The following is a 17,374-nucleotide window of genomic DNA, read 5'->3' as shown; positions in this document are numbered from 1 at the left end:
GTGGACGCACCGCCGCCGCCGCCGGTGAAGAACCTGGCGCCGCCGAAGCCGACCCCGCTGCCGCCGCCACCGGAAGCCCCGGTGATCGACGTGCCGGAGCCGCGCCCCAACGATGTGGCCACCCCGCCGTCGCCGCCCGCGCCTCCGGCCGCACCCTCCGACATCAGCGCTAGCGTCGATATTTCGTCGAAGAACATGAACCCGCCGAAGTACCCGCCGGCTGCATTCCGGTCGGGCGCGCAGGGCGAGGTGATCCTGATCATCGATGTCGATGCCAGTGGTAACGTCACGAACGTTGCCGTCGAGAAATCCAGCCGCAACCGCGACCTGGACCGCGCCGCCATGGAAGCAGCGCGCAAGTGGCGGTTCAATGCCGCTGTCGTCAATGGACAGAAGACCGCCGGCCGCGTCCGCGTCCCGGTCAACTTCGCGCTGAACTGATACAAAGGTTGCGCGGACCGGCGCACCGCCGGTCCGCAAACCCTGTCTACTCTTTGCACCACCCTCATCACCACCACACACAACAAAGGTAAGCGTCATGCTGCAGGAAATTTTCATCGCCGCTGCTGCGGGGGGCAACAACGCATCGAACGCCCTGTCGCAGATGGGCTTCGAGCACCTGATCACCGAAATGACCTCCAAGCCGGGTGACTTCGCCGTCTCCTGGGTGGTGCTCATCACCCTGATCATCATGTCCGCCTCGTCCTGGTACTGGACGATCATCAACATCTTCCGCGCCACCCGTCTGAAGAGCCAGGCCGACCGCGTCACCAGCCTGTTCTGGGACACCCCGAACGCCCAGGACGCCATCCGTGCGATGGAAGAGCAGCCGGCCTCCGAGCCGTTCTCGAAGATCGCCCTGGACGCCGCGCAGGCCGCCGCGCACCACCAGCGTGCCGAAGCCGGCACCGGCACCGGCCTGGGCGAGACCCTGAGCCGTTCGGAGTTCGTCGACCGCGCCCTGCGTCAGGCCGTAACCCGCGAAAGCACCAAGCTGCAGTCGGGCATGACCCTGCTGGCGACCGTCGGTGCGACCGCGCCGTTCGTCGGTCTGCTGGGTACGGTGTGGGGCATCTACGGCGCGCTGATCAAGATCGGTGCCACCGGCTCCGCCTCGATCGACGCCGTGGCCGGCCCGGTCGGTGAAGCGCTGATCATGACCGCGATCGGTCTGTTCGTCGCGATCCCGGCCGTGTTCGCCTTCAACTTCTTCAGCAAGGTCAACAGCTCGGTGATCGCCAAATTCGACACCTTCGCTCACGACCTGCACGACTTCTTCGCCACCGGTTCGCGCGTTCGCTGATCCCGGCTAAGTCGTCCACGCAACGTTAACGGAGCCCGTTATGGCTTTCAGTAGTGGTAACAGCGGCGGCCCCATGGCCGACATCAACGTCACGCCCCTCGTGGACGTGATGCTGGTGCTGCTGATCATCTTCATCATCACGGCACCGCTGATGTCCCACAAGGTCAAGGTGGAACTGCCCCAAGCCAACTTGAAGCAGGATCCGGACAAGGACGACAAGCGTCCGAATCCGATCACCCTGGCGGTCAAGGAGGACGGGTCGCTGTACTGGAACGATGAGCCGATCTCCAAGGAAGCCCTGGAGTCGCGCTTCTCGACCGCTGCACAGCAGACCCCGCAGCCGCCGCTCAACCTGCGTGGCGACCGCACCACCAAGATGCGCACGATCAACGAGATCACCAAGATCGCGCAGAGTCAGGGCATGCTGGACGTCGGCTTCGTTGCGACCAAAGAGAAGGGGAACTGAGCCATGGCGTTCAGCTCAGGAGGCGGCCGTGGTCCCATGGCCGACATCAACGTCACGCCGCTGGTCGACGTGATGCTGGTGCTGTTGATCATCTTCATCGTGACCGCGCCGATCATGACGTACCCGATCGACGTGGATCTGCCGCAGCGGGTCATCAACCCGCCGCCGCAGTTGCGCGATCCGCCGCCGCCGATCGATCTGCGGATCGATGCGTCGAACCAGGTGTTCTGGAACAACAGCCCGGTGGCGGTGAGTGCGCTCCCGCAGATGATGGAAAACGAAGTCCAGCGCGATCCGACCAACCAGCCGGAACTGCGCATCGATGCCAATCCGGATTCCGAGTACGAAGTGATGGCCAAGGTGCTGGCCGCCGCCAAGAACTCGGACATGAAGAAGATCGGCTTCGTGCAGCAATAAGCTTCACCGCAATTCGCTTCACCGCAACACCTCAGTCATGACGCGACTGCAAACGCCACCGGCAACGGTGGCGTTTTTTTGTGCGTGCACGGTTGGCTGCACTGCCCGCTGCGACGATGCCTGCCCGCGGTCCTGCGTGTCGCGCGTCGCGTCGTCCGCCTGGCCGGGCGTGCTTCGCGCTCGCCTGCTCGCCTCCCGGCCTGAGCAGTCCGATGCGGGACCACTCCCGAGCCCGCGCGCCTGTCGCCACCCCTCGCATCCCGCCGCGCCGCGGGTGTAGGCTGGTGGCGCGACACCACAACACCCACAGGAGGCTGGCCATGGCGTTCAGTGCTGCAGGGAATCGGGGACCGCTGGCGGAGATCAATGTCACCCCGCTGGTCGATGTGATGCTGGTGCTGTTGATCATCTTCATCGTCACCGCGCCGATGCTGACGCGGACGATCGCCATGGACCTGCCGCAGCGGACGCCGGCACTTTCCAGGCCCTTGCCGCCACCGGACCCGATCCAGTTGCGCCTGGACGCCAGTGGCCAGTTGTTCTGGAATGCCGCGCCGCTGGCCTTGCGCGATCTGCAGCCGCGGCTGCAGGAAGCGATGGCGCAGGCGGCCGGCAATCCGCCCGAACTGCGCATCGATGCCAGTCCGGACGCCGACTACGAGGCCATGGCCAAGGTGCTGGCGGCGGCCAAGAACGCCGACGTCCAGCGCATCGGCTTCGTGCAGTAACAGGCGGTCGGTGGTGCGACGCCACCATTGCCGGTGGCGTCGCGTGCGTCGGGAACTCGCGCGTTTCCGCTTGCGGGAGGCAGCGAACGCCCAGGTTGATCGGATTGCGCCGATCGCGACAACCTTGCTGTACGCGATCGCTGCGCCTGCGACGCCGGCAAGTTCCAGGGAGCCAGGCCGCGCTGCCGGCCTCGCTCAGCGTGCCCCGGCCAGCACCGCCAGATACGCCTTCACCGTGGCGTCGAGCCCGGCGTAGAGCGCCTCGCCGATCAGCGCGTGGCCGATCGACACTTCCAGCACCTGCGGCACCGTCTCCAGGAACGCGCCGAGATTGGCCTGGGCCAGATCGTGGCCGGCGTTGACGCCGAGCCCGGCAGCCTGCGCGCGGCGTGCGGCAGCAGCGAACGGCGCGGCCGCGGCTCTGTCGCCCTGCTCCCAAGCGGCGGCATAGGGTCCGGTGTACAACTCGATGCGGTCGGCGCCCAGTTCGGCCGCCACCGCCAGGTCGGGGTTGTCGGCATCGACGAACAGGCTGACCCGGCAGCCCAGGGCTTTCAGTTCGGCGATCAGCGGGCGCAGGCGGTCGCTGTCGCTGTCGCGGCCGAAGTCGAAACCGTGGTCGGAGGTGAGCTGGCCGTCGCCGTCGGGCACCAGGGTGGCCTGCGCCGGGCGGGTCTGCGCGCACAGGGCGATCAGTCCCGGGTAGCCGGGACGCGGCGGCGCGAACGGGTTGCCTTCGATGTTGAATTCGACGCCGCGCTCGCGGGTCAGTTCGGCCAGCGCCAGCACGTCCTCGGCATGGATGTGGCGCCGGTCCGGGCGCGGGTGCACGGTGATGCCGTGCGCGCCGGCGTCCAGGCAGGCACGCGCGGCGTCGAGCACGCTGGGCAGGTCGCCGCCGCGCGAATTGCGCAGCACCGCGATCTTGTTGACGTTGACGCTCAGCTTGGTCATCGCCGGCGAACCGCTTACGGCGCTGCGGCGTCGTCGCTGGCGGCGGCCGCGGCGCGGCGCGCCTCGGCCTGCTCGCGCAGCCGGCGCAGTTCGGCCGGGTCGATCATCGGCATCGCGTCGCGCTGGCTGGCGTCGCCGATCTTGGCCACGTACCAGCCGCGTGCCCAGGCCAGCAGAAAGGCCAGCGCGGCCAGCAGGCTCACCACCAGCAACCACATGTGCGGCGTCGTGAACGCCAGAACGAAAGCACCCAGCGCGAGCGGCAGAAAGAGCCAGTACATGACGATCTCCCCAAGGATGGCGCAGTGTAGCGCCGCCGGGCGTGCCGGTTCCACGTGGTACCGCGGCCGGCGCGCGCCGCTCCCGGCGCCGGGGCGCCGCGCTTACAGCAGCGGCGAGGTCAGCCGCGCCACCGCCTCCGGCAGCCGGTAGCGCCACAGCGAGCGCTTGCGGTCGTCGCGTACGCGCACCGCATCGGCCATCTCCCCTTCCAGAAGCTCGGCCAGCTGCCGGGTCAGCCCGCGGTCGCGGAACAGCGTGGCGACCTCGAAATTGAGCCGGAAACTGCGGTTGTCGAAGTTGGCGCTGCCGACCAGGCACAGGTCCTCGTCGGTGATCAGCGCCTTGGTGTGCAGCATGCGCGGGCCGTACTCGTAGATCCGCACGCCGGCCTGCAGCAGTTCGTCGAAGTAAGAGCGCGCGGCCAAGGTCACCAGCCGCGAGTCGCTGCGCTTGGGCACCAGCAGGCGCACGTCCAGCCCGCCCAGCGCCGCCGAGGTCAGCGCCATGCGCGCGGCCTCGCCCGGCACGAAGTACGGCGTGACCAGCCACACCCGCCGTTGCGCCTCGTGGATCGCCGCCACCTGCAGGCGATGGATGCTCTCCCACGATGAATCCGGCCCCGACACCAGCACCTGCGCCTGGATCGTGCCGGCATCGCGGCTGGGCATGTCGCTGGGCCAGATCCGCGCCATGTCGAAGGCATCGCGGCCCTGGCGGGTGGCGTACAGCCAGTCCTCCACGAACACCAGCTGCAGGCTGCGCACCACGTGGCCTTCGCAGCGCAGGTGCAGGTCGCGGTAGGCGTCGGCGCGCAGCGCCTCGTTCTCCTCGTCGGTGACGTTGATGCCGCCGGTGAAGGCGATGCGGCCGTCGATCACCACGATCTTGCGGTGGGTGCGCAGGTTGACCCAGGGCCGCTTGAACTTGAACGGCCGCAGCAACTGGGTGGGATGGAACCAGGCCACCTCGGCGCCGGCCTCCAGCAGCGGCCGCAGGAAGCGCTTGCGCACCTGCGAGGAGCCGACCGCATCCAGCAGCAGGCGCACGCGCACGCCGGCGCGGGCGCGCTCGACCAGCGCGTCGCGGATGCGCGTGCCGGTGCGGTCGGGATTGAAAATGTAGTACTCCAGGTGCACGTGGTGCTGGGCGGCACCGATGTCGCGCACGATCGCCTCGTAGGTGGCGGCGCCGTCGACCAGCCACTGCACCGCGGTGGCCGAACTCGGCGCCAGGCCGGTGGTGGCCTGGGCGATCTTGGCCAGCTCGGTGCAGTCGGCATCCGGCGGGCACACGCTGCTGTAGTGCTCCATGCCCGAGCGCGAGCGGCCGCGGCGCAGGCGCTGCCGCTTCACCTTCTGCGGGCCCAGCAGGTAGTAGATGACGAAGCCCAGGTAGGGCAAGGCGGCCAGCGACAGCACCCAGCTCAGCGTCGCCGCCGGCTCGCGCTTCTGCAGCACGATCCATCCGCTCAGCCACAGGATGTACAGCAGGTAGGCGGCGGTGAGGTAGGCGCCGATGTGCGGGATGCCGGTCAGCCGGTCCCAGGTGTTCTGCAGAGTCGCGATCACGAGCATCGGCGGATTCTAGAGGGTGACGCGGAGGTTGCGGCGAAGGCGATGCCGGCCCGGCACCGCGGCGACCGCCCGGATCGCGTGGGTTTGCTGTCTGGCGCGCTGGCAGCCATCCGCTCAGCGAACCTGCGCTGCACTGCGGGTGCATGACAGCAGGCGTTCGCGGCAACCGGGTGACGCCAAGGCGACGGCGTTCGCGTGCGCCCGCGACGAGGCCCCGGTTCGGCGAATGGCAGCGTCATCGCCGAAGAGCGACAGGCCGCCGGCCCGCCGTGGAACGTCGATCTGCTGCGCCGCCGTGCGCAACGGGCGGAGGTGAGCCACGCTGACTGCGTGGCCTGAAAGATTCAGCGCCGCCGTCGGTGCCGTCGCATCCGCCGAGACGGTCGGCGCGTAGCCTATGCCGATGAGCACCGCCATCAAGGGCCGCGGCGCCGGCAGCCATTTGCCGGGCCGCTTCGAACGGACCGTCAGCCAGGCCGAGGACGACGGCTGGCATCCCGACGACAGCGAGGAATTCGCCGCTCCGCGCCTGCGCACCCAGGTGAGCGAGGAGACCGCGCGCAGCATCATCAGCCGCAACCAGTCGCCGGACGTGGGGTTCGCGCAGTCGGTGAACCCGTACCGCGGCTGCGAGCACGGCTGCAGCTACTGCTTCGCCCGCCCCAGCCACGCCTATCTGAACCTGTCGCCGGGGCTGGATTTCGAGACGCGGCTGTTCGCCAAGACCAATGCCCCAGAGCTGCTGCGCCGTGAGCTGGCCAAGCCCGGCTACGTGCCCAGCCCGATCGCGCTGGGCATCAACACCGACGCCTACCAGCCGATCGAGCGCAAGCTGCAGCTGACCCGGCGCCTGATCGAGGTCTTCGCCGAGACCCGCCACCCGTTTTCGCTGATCACCAAGAACGCGCTGGTCGAGCGCGACCTGGACCTGCTGGCGCCGCTGGCCCGCGACAACCTGGTCAGCGTGCACTTCTCCGTGACCTCGCTGGACCCGCGACTGTCGGCCAGGCTGGAGCCGCGCGCCTCGGCGCCGCACGCGCGGCTGCGGGCGATGCGTACGCTGCATGAGGCCGGCGTGCCGGTCGGGGTGATGGTGGCGCCGGTGATCCCGTGGATCAACGATCACGCGCTGGAAGCGGTGCTGGAGGCGGCCCGCGAGGCCGGTGCCGAGTCCGCCGGCTACGTGCTGCTGCGCCTGCCGCACGAGGTGGCGCCGCTGTTCCGCGACTGGCTGCAGGCGCACCATCCCGACCGCGCCGCGCACGTGATGAGCACGGTGCAGCAACTGCGCGGCGGCAAGGACTACGACAGCACCTTCGGCAAGCGCATGCGCGGCGAAGGCGTCTACGCCGACCTGCTGGCACGGCGCTTCGCGCTGGCGCACAAGCGGCTGGGTTATGCCGAGTCCCCGCGCCGCCGCCTGGACTGCAGCCACTTCGTCAAACCGTTGCCGCCGCGCCCGCCGTCGCCGCAGGGTGTGTTGTTTTGAGCGGGGATTGGGGATTCGGGATTGGGGATTCGTAATGGGGCAGGGATTCGGAATTCGGGATTGGGGATTAGCAAGAGCGGCGCGTCGCGGCGGCCCGACGCAGCCACTGCAATTCAGCCACCAAGAAAGCAGCTTTTACGAATCCCCAATCCCCACTCCCGAATCCCTGCTTTTGACGAATCCCCATTCCCTATTCCCTATTCCCTGCCGTAAAGCGCCTGCGCCGACTGGAACAGGATCCAGCTCGTCGCGATGAACTTGTCGCCGCGCTGCGGGCGGTTGCCGCGGTGGGTGTGGGTGAAGGCGGTCGGGGCGATCAGCAGGCTGCCGGCGCGCGGGACGATCTTGCGCTGCTGGAACAGGAACTCGGTCTCGCCCTCGTCGAAATCGTCGTTGAGGTACAGGGTCCACAGCAGGTGCCGGTGCAGGGTCTCGGCACTCGGATCGCGCGGGTACAGTTCGCAGTGCCAGTACGGGTAGCCGCCCTCGCCCGCTTCGTACCACTGCAGGTTGATCGCGCCCGGGCGCAGGCAGGTGCGCGCCAGGTTGGACAGCGCGGCGTCGTCGAGCAGGGCGAAGTCGTCGGCGCCGAGCCGGTGCGGCTGGCCGTCGGCGCCGGGCACCTGCAGCATCAGCGGCGAGATCAGGGTCTGCGGGTACTTGCGCAGGTAGCCGAGCAGCCCGCCGAACACGGCCTGCTGCAGCCGCTGTTCCACGTCGCGCCACGGTTCCAGGCCGCTGATGCGCAGGTCGCGGCTGCGCTTGAGCTCGGGAAACACGCCGCTGCCGACCTCGCCGGGCCGCAACTGGGTGCTGCCGCGCAGGCGGCGCAGGATGGCGGCGCAGTCCTCGCGGGACATGGCGCCATCGAACACTTCGATGAAATCGGGATGCAGGTCGGACATCGCGCGACCTTACCAGCGATTTCGCAGGGTTGCAGCCGCAGCGCAGCGGCTCCGTGCCACTGGCGCTCCGACGCGGCGGAACGCTCAGGCCAGCGGCGGCGGGTACGGATTGGCCTTGAGCAGGCGCGCCAGGTGCGCGGCGTTGCTGGCGGCGGTCTTGATGGTGTCGGCCAGCACCTTCGGCGTCTGCTTCAGGTCCTGGTAGTCGGTGCTGCCCATCGCCTCGCCGACCCAGTACGGCGGGCTGCCGGCGGCGATGCTGAAACCGAAGTCGGTCAGCCCCTGGTAGAGATCGGCACTGACCTTGTGCGCGCCATCCTCGTTGCCCACCACCGCGACCATGGCCACGCGGTTGAAGGTCGGATAGACGCCGTCGTCGCCGATCTCGCCGAGGAACGCATCCATGCGCTCCAGCACGCGTTGCGCCAGGCTCGAGGGATGACCGACCCAGATCGGTGTGGCCAGCACGACGATGTCTGCATCCAGCACGCGCTGGCGCAGCTGCGGCCAGGCATCGCCGTCGCCTTCGTCGGCACGTACGCCGGGGCGCACGTCGAAGTCGGCCACACGCGCCGAATCGCCCTGCACGCCGTGCGCGGCCAGTGCCTGCAGGATCTGATCCAGCAGGCGTTGGGTGGACGAGGGCGCAGTGCCGCGCTTGAGCGAGCAGTTCAGGCCGAAGGCGCGCAGGGACATGGTCCGACTCCGTCAGTAAAACCCCACTGTGGATCGGGCGCGATGGGCCTGACGTCGCGATGGCGTGCAAGGGTCGTGAGCGCTGCGGCACCGCAAACGCGCAGCGAGCGCGTCGAGATCAGGCATGTGTCGATAGCGGTCCGCCGCCGCGATCGCCCCATCGCGCACCGACCAGGCGTGCGGGCGCTGTCGGTGGCTAGGAGCGCTTGGATGACCCGGGCGTGCCTCGGATCGCGATGCCCAGCAGCGCCAGCCACACCGCCAGCGCCAGCAGGGTCGGCAGCTCGAAGCGGCTGGAGTTGTACAGGGTGAAGCTGCGGGCGGCGAAGAACAGCAGCGTCCACAGCGCCAGGTTGACCAGCACGATGCGCCGCCGCCAGCGGTGGCGGGTGAACAGCGCGATGACGGTGGGCATCAGCGCGACCGGTGCGGTGGCGAAGAAGAACAGCACGACGAGGGTCTGGTTCATGGGGTTCCTCCCGCCCGGGACGACCAGGTGCACGCGACGACCGCCGGCGATCAACGCGCTCTGCTGTCGCCGGACGCCGCTACCCTACCGCAGCCAGGGCGTCAGGCAACCGCCGGCACGTCGCCAGCGGCGTAAAGGAGCGGTGTCGCAGCGGACGCACGGTCGTGCGTCATGACGAGCGCCGCTCCCACGCCTCAGTGCGCCGCACTCGCTGGCCAGACCCGATCGACCAGGTCGCCGATTTCGATCGGCGACTGTTCGCCTTCCGCAGCACGCTGCCAGGCCGCTGGCGAAGGACCTTGGCGCTCGGTCGGCGGCGCGTCCCACAGCGTGACGTTGAGCGCGAACACCACCACACCGCCCTTGGCCTGGAATGGCGGTACCCGCTCCAGAGCGGTGATCAGCGTGTTTGCCATCGCATCGGGCAGTGCAGGTGTCACATCCAGCCAGACCCGGGACCGGCCGCCAGGGCGGACCGCCACGGCCACGAAGCCGGCGGCCGGTCGGGGTGTGGCGATCGGCGCCAGTTCGCGCGACGCCGTGGCATTGAGCGCTTTCACATATGCCGCCAGGTCTTCGACGCTCTCGGCGCGATCGCGCATCACCGATTCGGGCTGCAGCAGCATGAGGTTCTGCATGCGAAAGGGTTCGGCGGCCGACAGCGTTCCGCTCGACATCATCGCCACCAGCATCAGGCACCAGCGCATCGGAACCTCCCTGTTCGTCTCGATCGGCGCATCCTGCCGCATCGCCGCGCGCCCGGCCAGGGGGCGCGGCAAGCGTCGGGGATCAGTACAGCAGATCGACGTAGTGGATCTTCTTCGCGCCGAAACCGCCACAGCCCTCGCTGGTCGTGTACTGCAGCACGACCTGGGTCCTGGACGTGGCGGCGGAGAGAATGGCCGAATACTTTTCTTTGGCGATGGCGTCCGCGGAAAAATCGATCACCCAGCGTCCATCGGACGCGCACTCGTTGTTGGTCGGCTGGTTCTCCAGCCAGACCGAAGCGTAGTTGGATTCGACCACGACGCGGGTGATCTTCCCCTGCTGCGTGGTGTCGGCACAGGCCACACCCGAGACGAGCAGCAGCAACAGCCCGAAGACATGTTTCATTGCATTTCCCCTGTTTGAGTTTTCTACCGCCATCGGCGCTGTGGCAGTGAGCGCACATCATCGAGCCAAGACGCCGCCCCGAAGCGACTGCGCCGCTACAGGACGATCTCGCCCCCCAATCGCAATGTGCCGCCTGTAGCGGCCTCCCCTTGCACCCACCGCGACCATTCCGGCGATGCTGCACCGAGGATACGGCGGCGCTGGCGACAGCCGCCATCGTCCAGAGCCCCCGGACGCGCGGCTGCCGCGCCACCACGCTCAGCCGTGGTGGCTGTCGTGCTCCAGGTGATACCGCACCGCCTCGGCCACTTCGTTCTTCGAGCCCAGGAACACCGGCACGCGCTGGTGCAGTTGCTCCGGCTGCAGGCCGAGGATGCGTGCGCGGCCGGTGCTGGCGGCGCCGCCGGCCTGCTCCACCAGCATGCCCATCGGGTTGGCTTCGTACATCAGCCGCAGCTTGCCGGCCTTGCCCGGGTCTTTCTTGTCCCAGGGATAGATGAAGATGCCGCCGCGGGTGAGGATGCGATGCACGTCGGCGACCATGCTGGCGATCCAGCGCATGTTGAAGTTCTTGCCGCGCACGCCTTCGCTGCCGGCCAGCAGGTCGGCCACGTACTGCTGCATCGGCGCTTCCCAATGACGCTGGTTGGACATGTTGATCGCGAACTCGGCGGTGTCCTCGGGGATGCGCATGTCGGCCTGGGTCAGCAGGAAGCTGCCCTCCTCGCGCTCCAGGGTGAAGGCGTGGGTGCCGTGGCCCAGGGTCAGCACCAGCATCGTGCTGGGGCCGTAGATGCAGTAGCCGGCCGCGACCTGCGCGGTGCCCGGCTGCAGGAAGTGCTCGTCGCCGGGCTTGTCGGTGCCTGGGGGCGCGCGCAGCACCGAGAAGATGGTGCCGACCGAGACGTTGACGTCGATGTTGGAGCTGCCGTCCAGCGGATCGAACAGCAGCAGGAAATCGCCGCTGGGGTACTTGTCGGGCACCGGCTGGCAGTGGTCCATCTCTTCGGAGGCGCAGGCGGCGAGGTGGCCGCCCCAGGCATTGGCTTCGAGCAGGATGTCGTTGCTGAGCACGTCCAGCTTCTTCTGCGCTTCGCCCTGCACGTTGCCGGTGCCGGCATCGCCGAGCACGCCGCCGAGGGCGCCCTTGCTGACCGCGATGGAGATGCGCTTGCAGGCGCGGGACACGATCGTGATGAGCTGGCGCAGCTCCGGGCCGATACGCCCGGCATGCTGTTCTTCGATCAGGAAGCGGGTCAGCGACGTTCGCGACATGGGCAGGACGGCCTTGCGTGAGAAGGGGGCCGCCATTGTCGCGGGTTGCGCGGTAGATTTCGATCAATGGTGTTTCGCGACCATGCCGGCGCGGGCCGACACGGCCACCATGCAGGCACAAAAAAAGCCGGAAGCGCAGGCGCTTCCGGCTCGGTGCGGGACCGCAGGGCTCAGCCCTTGTGCACGGTCGCCACGGCCTGGGTCACGTAGTCCAGGTTCTTCTGGCTCAGCGCGGCCACGCAGATGCGGCCGGTGCCGACCGCGTAGATGCCGAACTCCTCGCGCAGCCGGTCCACCTGCGCCTTGCTCAGGCCCGAGTAGGAGAACATGCCGGCCTGCTGCTGGATGAAGCCGAACTCCGGCGCGCCCAGGGCGGCCAGCTTCTGCACCATGCCGGCGCGCAGGGCGTGGATGCGCTCGCGCATCTCGGTCAGTTCCTGCTCCCACATCGCGCGCAGTTCGGGGCTGTTGAGCACCCCGGCGACCAGCGCGGCGCCGTGCGTGGACGGGCTGGAGTAGATGGTGCGGATGATGCGCTTGACCTGCGACTGCACCGCCTTGCTCTCGGCGGCGTTGGCCGAGACCACCGACAGCGCGCCGACGCGCTCGCCGTACAGCGAGAACGACTTGGAGTACGAACTGGCGACCACGTAGTTGTCGATGCCGACCTCGGCCAGCAGGCGCACCGCGTAGGCATCGGCGTCGATGCCCTTGTCGAAGCCCTGGTAGGCGATGTCCACGAACGGGAACAGGTTGCGTTCCTTCAGCAGCTCGGCCACGGTGCGCCACTGCGCCTGGCTCAGGTCGGCGCCGGTCGGGTTGTGACAGCAGGCGTGCAGCAGCACCACGCTGCCGGGGGCGAGCTGGCGCAGGTCGGCGAGCATGCCGTCGAAGTTCAGGCCGTGGCTGGCCGGATCGAAATAGGTGTACTCGACCACGTCGAAGCCGGCGGCACCGAACACGGCGCGGTGGTTCTCCCAGCTCGGGTTGCTGATGGCGATGGTCGAGGTGGACAGCAGCTTCTTCAGCAGGTCCGCGCCCACCCGCAGCGCACCGCTGCCGCCGATGGTCTGCGAGGTGGCGACGCGGCCGGCGGCCAGCAGCGGCGACTCGGCGCCGAACAGCAGCTTCTGCGTGGCTAGGTCGTAGGCCGGCAGGCCGTCGATCGGCAGGTAGCCGCGCGGCCTGGCGTCCTGCGCCAATTGCTGTTCGATCTGCTGCACCGCGCGCAGCAGCGGGATGCGGCCGTTTTCGTCGTAGTAGATGCCCACGCCCAGGTTGACCTTGGTCGGGCGGGAATCGGCGTTGTAGGCCTCGGTCAGGCCCAGGATCGGGTCGCCTGGGACCTGTTCCACGTTTGCAAAGAAGGACACGGCGGTACTCGTTCGGTGGCGGAGGTGGGGGCCGGAAGGACCGGAGCCGGCGCGGTCAAACACCTCATCCTAACAAACGCTGCCGCGCTTGGCCGGGTGCGGCCGGGCGGCAGTTGGGCGATGATGGGCCATGTCATCTTCCCTGCCCTCCGCCCTGCTCTGCGGGGCCTGCGCTCTGGCGCTGTCGTCCCTGGTCCACGCCGCTCGCGGCGAGGATCCGGCCACCACCTTGCCAGTGCTTCAGGTCCAGGCCGCCCGCGTCGGCGGCGTGGCCGATTTCGACCTGCCGGCGTCGCTGACCACGACCGGCCTGGGCGACAGCGACCGCCTCGGCATACAGGCGTCCGAGGCGCTGGTCGGGGTGCCCGGCCTGCTCGCGCGCGATCGCCAGAACTATGCGCAGGACACCCAGCTGTCGATCCGCGGCTTCGGCGCGCGCTCGGCGTTCGGCGTACGCGGCGTTCGCCTGCTGCTGGACGGCATCCCGGCGACGATGCCGGACGGCCAGGGCCAGCTATCCAACTTCAACCTGTTCGGCAGCGAGCGCGTCGAGGTGCTGCGCGGGCCGTTCTCGGCCCTGTACGGCAACTCTTCCGGCGGCGTGGTGCAGCTGTGGAGCGCCGACGGCCAGCCGGACGATCCGTGGCGGCTGCGCAGTGCGATCGGCAGCCACGGCACCGCCGCCCTCAGCGCGCAGGCGCTGGGCCAGCAGGGGGACGTCCACTACAACCTGGCGGCCACCCATTTCAGCACCGACGGCTACCGCAACCACAGCCACGCCGAGCGCACCACCTTCAACGCCAAGATCGGCATCGACCTGGCGCCCGGGCGGCGCCTGGACCTGCTGCTCAACGCGCTGGAGGCGCCCGATGCGCAGGATCCGCTGGGCCTGAGCCGCGCCCAGGTCGCCGCCGACCCGCGCCAGGCCACTGCCGCCGCCGGCCAGTTCGACACCCGCAAGTCCACCCGCCAGGTGCAGGCCGGCGCGATCTTCACCCAGCAGGTGGACCAGCAGACCTGGCGGCTGATGGGCTACGCCGGGCGCCGCGACGTCACCCAATACCTCTCGGTCCCGGTGGGCGCGCAGAGCAACCCGCTCAATGCCGGCGGCGTGATCGACCTGGACGGCGACTACGGCGGCCTCGACGCGCGCTGGGCCTGGCAGGGCGAACTGGGCGGCCGCCCGTTCCAGTTCACCGTCGGCGCCAATGCCGACCGCCAGCAACAGCACCGCACCGGCTACGAGAACTTCGTCGGCAGCACGCTGGGGGTGAAGGGTCGGCTGCGCCGCGACCAGCAGGACCGGGTGGAGAACGTGGACCAGTTCGCCCAGGCCTGGTGGCAGTTCGCCGAGCGCTGGTCGCTGCTGGCCGGGCTGCGCCACAGCCAGGTGCGGTTCCGCTCGAACGATGCCTACATCGTCGGCCGCAATCCCGACGACAGCGGCCGCACCGACTATGCGGCGACCACGCCGGTGGCCGGGCTGGTGTTCCGCGTCACCGACGACCTGCGGCTCTACGCCTCGGCCGGGCGCGGGTTCGAGACCCCGACCTTCAACGAGCTGGGCTACCGCCGCGACGGCGGCGCCGGCCTGGCGCTGGACCTGGACGCCGCGCGCAGCCAGAACCTGGAACTGGGCGCGAAGTGGCGCAACGCCGCCGGCGCCCGTTGGGACGCGGCGCTGTTCCGCGCCACCACCGAGGACGAGCTGGCGGTGGCCAGCAACACCAACGGCCGCAGTACCTATCGCAACATCGGCCGCACCCGCCGCCAGGGCGCCGAGACCAGCGTGACCCTGCCGCTGGGCGCCAGTGCGCAACTGCAGGTGGCCTACACCTGGCTGCAGGCGACGGTGCGCCAGGCCTACCTGACCTGCGCCAGCAGCGGCTGCGCGACGCCGACCGCGGTGGTGGCCGCCGGCACGCGCCTGCCCGGCGTGCCGCAGCAGCAACTGTTCGCGCGCTGGCAGTGGCAGCCGCGCGCCTGGCAATTCGCGGTGGAGGGCGTGGCCGCCGGCGACACCGTGGTCAACGACCTGGCCAGCGAGGCCGCGCCCGGCTACGCCCTGCTCAACCTGGAAGCGGCGCGGCGCTGGACCACCGCGCACGGCACCCTGCGCACCTTCGCGCGCATCGACAACGCGTTCGATCGCCGCTACATCGGCTCGGTCATCGTCAACGACGGCAACGGCCGTTACTACGAGCCGGGCCCCGACCGCAGCTACACGGTCGGCTTGCAGTGGGACTTGCCGCACTAGCCGCGAACGCCTGCCGGTCGGGCTAGCTTTCGCTCGCGGCTGCGTGGCGAGGCGGCTGCGCACCCGCTTGGTTCTGGCGACCATTCGGCGATGGCCTGCCGCAGCTGTACGCCGACGACAGTCGATGCGTTCATCAGCATCTGCACCCGTCGAACGACGGCAAGTGCGAGGCGCAGCTGCAGCGCGAGGCGAACGCGATAGCGGCACTGCGGAAGAAGGCGCCTGGCAGCCGCGTATGAATCATCGGAGGCGATGCCGCGCCTGGCTTGAGCGAACGCCAGGTGCCGCGTGTCTACATGCTGCGCCGCGCATGCAAGTCGTCTACCAAACGCACTGCACCTGTCTACGCGAACCGGCGGCGGACGCTGGCGGCGTTCTTCGCGGCGGCGCTAGCGTAATGCCACCCCCGCATACCGCCACGCCTCTCCAGGAGACGCACCATGAGCACATCCGACGACAGCCGCGACAACGCCGGCACCAAGAGCAAACCCGCGTTGGCCGAAGGCGTCAGCGCCACGCCGTACCAAGGCACCTTCACGGTGGTCAATTGCACCGGCCAGACGATCAACAACGTCAGCGTCAAGCACACCTGCGGCAACTACATGGATCCGGCCGCTTCGGCGTCGCTGCCGCCGGGCGGTACGATCGCCTCCGTGCCGCTGCGGGCGCAGACCGGCTCCAACGACTACTGGAACCTGTCGTTCCAGATGAGCGACGGCAGCTCGCGTAGCCGCAACAGCAAGCAATGCAACTACGTGCAGAGCGATGCGCCGGGGACCTGCATCATCGCGCTGTACGCCAGCAGCTTCAGTGTGCTGACGCCGGTCAGCTCACCGTGCATGAACAACAGCTACGACTGAGCGATTGCATGCCCGGCCGCTGCTGTCGCGACGTCGGCAGCGGCAGGGCATTGCCCGCGGTGACGAGCGTGCGCCTCGACATCGCGACCGCCGTCCGCGTCAACTGCGCATGATCGATACCCCGCCGTCGACCAGCATCGCGCTGCCGGTCACGAACGCGGCTTCGTCCGAGGCCAGGAACAGCGCGGCCCGTGCCAGTTCGTCCGGCTGCGCCAGGCGCTTGAGCGCATGCAGCTGCGCGACCTGCGCCAGCGCTTCCGGCGTGCCGTTCATCGCGTCCGCCATCGGCGTGTGCGTGCCGCCCGGCAGCAAGGCGTTGACCCGGATCGCCTGCGGTCCGAACTCCGCTGCCAGCGCCTGGGTCAGGCCGATCAGGCCGGCCTTGCTGGCGGCATAGGCGGCGGTGCACGGGAAGCCGACGGTGTGGCCGACGAAGGTCGAGGTGAAGATCAGCGACCCGCCGCCGCGTGCCAGCATCGCCGGAATCTGATGCTTGGCGCCGAAGAATGCGCCGCTGAGATTGGTATCGAGCGCGTCGCGCCAGGCCTGCGCCTGCAGCTGCGTGGTCGGCACCAGTGTGCCCAGGGTGCCGGCGTTGTTGAAGCCGATGTCCAGCCCGCCGAAGCGCGTGTTCGCCAGCGCCACCAACGCCTGCGCATAGGCCTCCTCGCGGACGTCGCCGGCCAGCCACGCGGCCTGGCCGCCGGCGTCCTCGATCTCAGCGGCGAGCGTCTGCAGCAGCGCGCCGCGGCGCGCGCCGAGCACCACGCAGGCGCCTTCGCGTGCGAACAGATGCGCGGCGGCGTGGCCGATGCCGGAACTGGCGCCGGTGATGAGCGCGATCTTGCCGTGCAAGCGTTGCATGTGAAGCTCCATGGTGGCGAAGGAGCCTGGAGCATCGCCGGCCCCACCGCGCACTGCTCGCCGTGTTCGGACGCGGCAGTCGCGGGCCGATGTGTACCGCCCGAAAGACACGTTGGGTGTGAGAGCGACGGTCAACCGTGACGCGGCGCTCTGCGGGGGCTGTCGCGGCTCGGCAAGAAACGCGGTTGTCCTGTAGGAGCGCCTTTTAGCCGCGACTGGCATGCCCGATCAGGTCACGTCGCGGCTGAAGCCGCTTGTGTCAAATAAGGGTCTATCGTTGTAGGTGAGAGCGGAGTGCGGCAGGCCGTTTAGCCGCAGTGCTAGCAAGCACGAGTAGGAGTCAGCGCCG

20 protein-coding genes are annotated in these 17,374 nt (G+C 69.0%); 8 read left to right on the top strand and 12 right to left on the bottom strand.

What is annotated here, in order from left to right; translation table 11 throughout:
- The 5 genes from CEK68_RS20505 (at position 1) to CEK68_RS20485 (ending at position 2,914) form a co-directional block, all read left to right on the top strand.
- A complete protein-coding gene (locus CEK68_RS20505) occupies positions 1-441 on the top strand; it encodes an energy transducer TonB (RefSeq protein ID WP_152240487.1) in 441 nt (146 codons plus the stop codon).
- A gap of 97 nt (positions 442-538) precedes the next feature.
- A complete protein-coding gene (exbB, locus tag CEK68_RS20500; RefSeq protein ID WP_010340667.1) occupies positions 539-1,303 on the top strand; it encodes a TonB-system energizer ExbB in 765 nt (254 codons plus the stop codon).
- 40 nt (positions 1,304-1,343) lie between these two features.
- The gene (locus tag CEK68_RS20495) at positions 1,344-1,769 is read left to right on the top strand and encodes a biopolymer transporter ExbD (protein ID WP_026144583.1); all 426 of its coding nucleotides are present in this window, start codon (positions 1,344-1,346) and stop codon (positions 1,767-1,769) included.
- A gap of 3 nt (positions 1,770-1,772) precedes the next feature.
- Positions 1,773-2,186: a biopolymer transporter ExbD gene (locus CEK68_RS20490; protein WP_010340665.1), complete on the top strand. Its 414-nt coding sequence runs from the start codon at positions 1,773-1,775 to the stop codon at positions 2,184-2,186.
- Positions 2,187-2,506: 320 nt separating this feature from the next.
- Positions 2,507-2,914, top strand: coding sequence for a biopolymer transporter ExbD (locus CEK68_RS20485; protein ID WP_017911271.1), 408 nt, complete (start codon positions 2,507-2,509; stop codon positions 2,912-2,914).
- Positions 2,915-3,109: 195 nt separating this feature from the next.
- Here CEK68_RS20485 and CEK68_RS20480 read toward each other — a convergent pair whose 3' ends face one another.
- From CEK68_RS20480 to CEK68_RS20465, 4 genes are all read right to left on the bottom strand, one after another.
- On the bottom strand, positions 3,110-3,868 hold the full coding sequence (locus CEK68_RS20480) for a pyridoxine 5'-phosphate synthase (protein ID WP_152240486.1): 759 nt from the start codon (positions 3,866-3,868) through the stop codon (positions 3,110-3,112).
- Positions 3,869-3,882: 14 nt separating this feature from the next.
- Positions 3,883-4,149 carry a hypothetical protein gene (locus CEK68_RS20475; protein ID WP_010340662.1) on the bottom strand — a complete coding sequence of 89 codons (267 nt, stop codon included), beginning with the start codon at positions 4,147-4,149 and terminating at the stop codon, positions 3,883-3,885.
- A 102-nt stretch (positions 4,150-4,251) separates the two neighbouring features.
- Positions 4,252-5,724, bottom strand: coding sequence for a cardiolipin synthase (gene cls / locus CEK68_RS20470; protein ID WP_017910087.1), 1,473 nt, complete (start codon positions 5,722-5,724; stop codon positions 4,252-4,254).
- Between the two features lie 114 nt (positions 5,725-5,838).
- Positions 5,839-6,141: a hypothetical protein gene (locus tag CEK68_RS20465; RefSeq protein WP_152240485.1), complete on the bottom strand. Its 303-nt coding sequence runs from the start codon at positions 6,139-6,141 to the stop codon at positions 5,839-5,841.
- Between CEK68_RS20465 and CEK68_RS20460 the strand changes: the two genes are divergently transcribed.
- Positions 6,128-7,213, top strand: a complete 1,086-nt coding sequence (locus tag CEK68_RS20460; RefSeq protein WP_010340660.1) for a PA0069 family radical SAM protein — start codon at positions 6,128-6,130, stop codon at positions 7,211-7,213. The two genes, CEK68_RS20465 and CEK68_RS20460, sit on opposite strands and share 14 nt — an antisense overlap.
- A 197-nt stretch (positions 7,214-7,410) precedes the next feature.
- Here CEK68_RS20460 and CEK68_RS20455 read toward each other — a convergent pair whose 3' ends face one another.
- The 7 genes from CEK68_RS20455 to CEK68_RS20425 all read right to left on the bottom strand — a co-directional run bounded on the left by CEK68_RS20455 (position 7,411) and on the right by CEK68_RS20425 (position 13,044).
- Positions 7,411-8,118: a 2OG-Fe(II) oxygenase gene (locus tag CEK68_RS20455; RefSeq protein ID WP_017911286.1), complete on the bottom strand. Its 708-nt coding sequence runs from the start codon at positions 8,116-8,118 to the stop codon at positions 7,411-7,413.
- A gap of 84 nt (positions 8,119-8,202) precedes the next feature.
- A complete protein-coding gene (locus CEK68_RS20450) occupies positions 8,203-8,814 on the bottom strand; it encodes an NAD(P)H-dependent oxidoreductase (RefSeq protein WP_152240484.1) in 612 nt (203 codons plus the stop codon).
- A gap of 196 nt (positions 8,815-9,010) precedes the next feature.
- A complete protein-coding gene (locus CEK68_RS20445; RefSeq protein WP_017910082.1) occupies positions 9,011-9,283 on the bottom strand; it encodes a hypothetical protein in 273 nt (90 codons plus the stop codon).
- A 194-nt stretch (positions 9,284-9,477) separates the two neighbouring features.
- A complete protein-coding gene (locus CEK68_RS20440; RefSeq protein ID WP_226977987.1) occupies positions 9,478-10,062 on the bottom strand; it encodes a hypothetical protein in 585 nt (194 codons plus the stop codon).
- 10 nt (positions 10,063-10,072) lie between these two features.
- The gene (locus CEK68_RS20435; protein ID WP_017910080.1) at positions 10,073-10,396 is read right to left on the bottom strand and encodes a hypothetical protein; all 324 of its coding nucleotides are present in this window, start codon (positions 10,394-10,396) and stop codon (positions 10,073-10,075) included.
- A gap of 258 nt (positions 10,397-10,654) precedes the next feature.
- Positions 10,655-11,671: a class 1 fructose-bisphosphatase gene (locus CEK68_RS20430; protein ID WP_017910079.1), complete on the bottom strand. Its 1,017-nt coding sequence runs from the start codon at positions 11,669-11,671 to the stop codon at positions 10,655-10,657.
- Between the two features lie 170 nt (positions 11,672-11,841).
- On the bottom strand, positions 11,842-13,044 hold the full coding sequence (locus tag CEK68_RS20425) for an amino acid aminotransferase (protein WP_026144580.1): 1,203 nt from the start codon (positions 13,042-13,044) through the stop codon (positions 11,842-11,844).
- Positions 13,045-13,174: 130 nt separating this feature from the next.
- On the opposite strand from CEK68_RS20425, the gene CEK68_RS20420 reads away from it, so the two are divergent.
- Together CEK68_RS20420 and CEK68_RS20415 are read left to right on the top strand one after the other, a co-directional pair.
- Positions 13,175-15,301: a TonB-dependent receptor gene (locus CEK68_RS20420; RefSeq protein WP_193314270.1), complete on the top strand. Its 2,127-nt coding sequence runs from the start codon at positions 13,175-13,177 to the stop codon at positions 15,299-15,301.
- Between the two features lie 440 nt (positions 15,302-15,741).
- Positions 15,742-16,161, top strand: a complete 420-nt coding sequence (locus tag CEK68_RS20415) for a hypothetical protein (RefSeq protein ID WP_017910076.1) — start codon at positions 15,742-15,744, stop codon at positions 16,159-16,161.
- Positions 16,162-16,260: 99 nt separating this feature from the next.
- On the opposite strand, the gene CEK68_RS20410 is transcribed toward CEK68_RS20415, so the two are convergent.
- On the bottom strand, positions 16,261-17,025 hold the full coding sequence (locus tag CEK68_RS20410) for an SDR family oxidoreductase (protein ID WP_152240483.1): 765 nt from the start codon (positions 17,023-17,025) through the stop codon (positions 16,261-16,263).
- Between the last annotated feature and the right edge of the window lie 349 nt (positions 17,026-17,374).

This window comes from Xanthomonas sp. LMG 12461, from assembly GCF_009192935.1.
In the GTDB taxonomy this organism is placed as follows: Bacteria; Pseudomonadota; Gammaproteobacteria; order Xanthomonadales; family Xanthomonadaceae; genus Xanthomonas_A; species Xanthomonas_A sontii.
The sequence above is the reverse complement of the archived record's forward strand: the minus strand, read 5'-3'. Positions and strand labels throughout refer to the sequence as shown.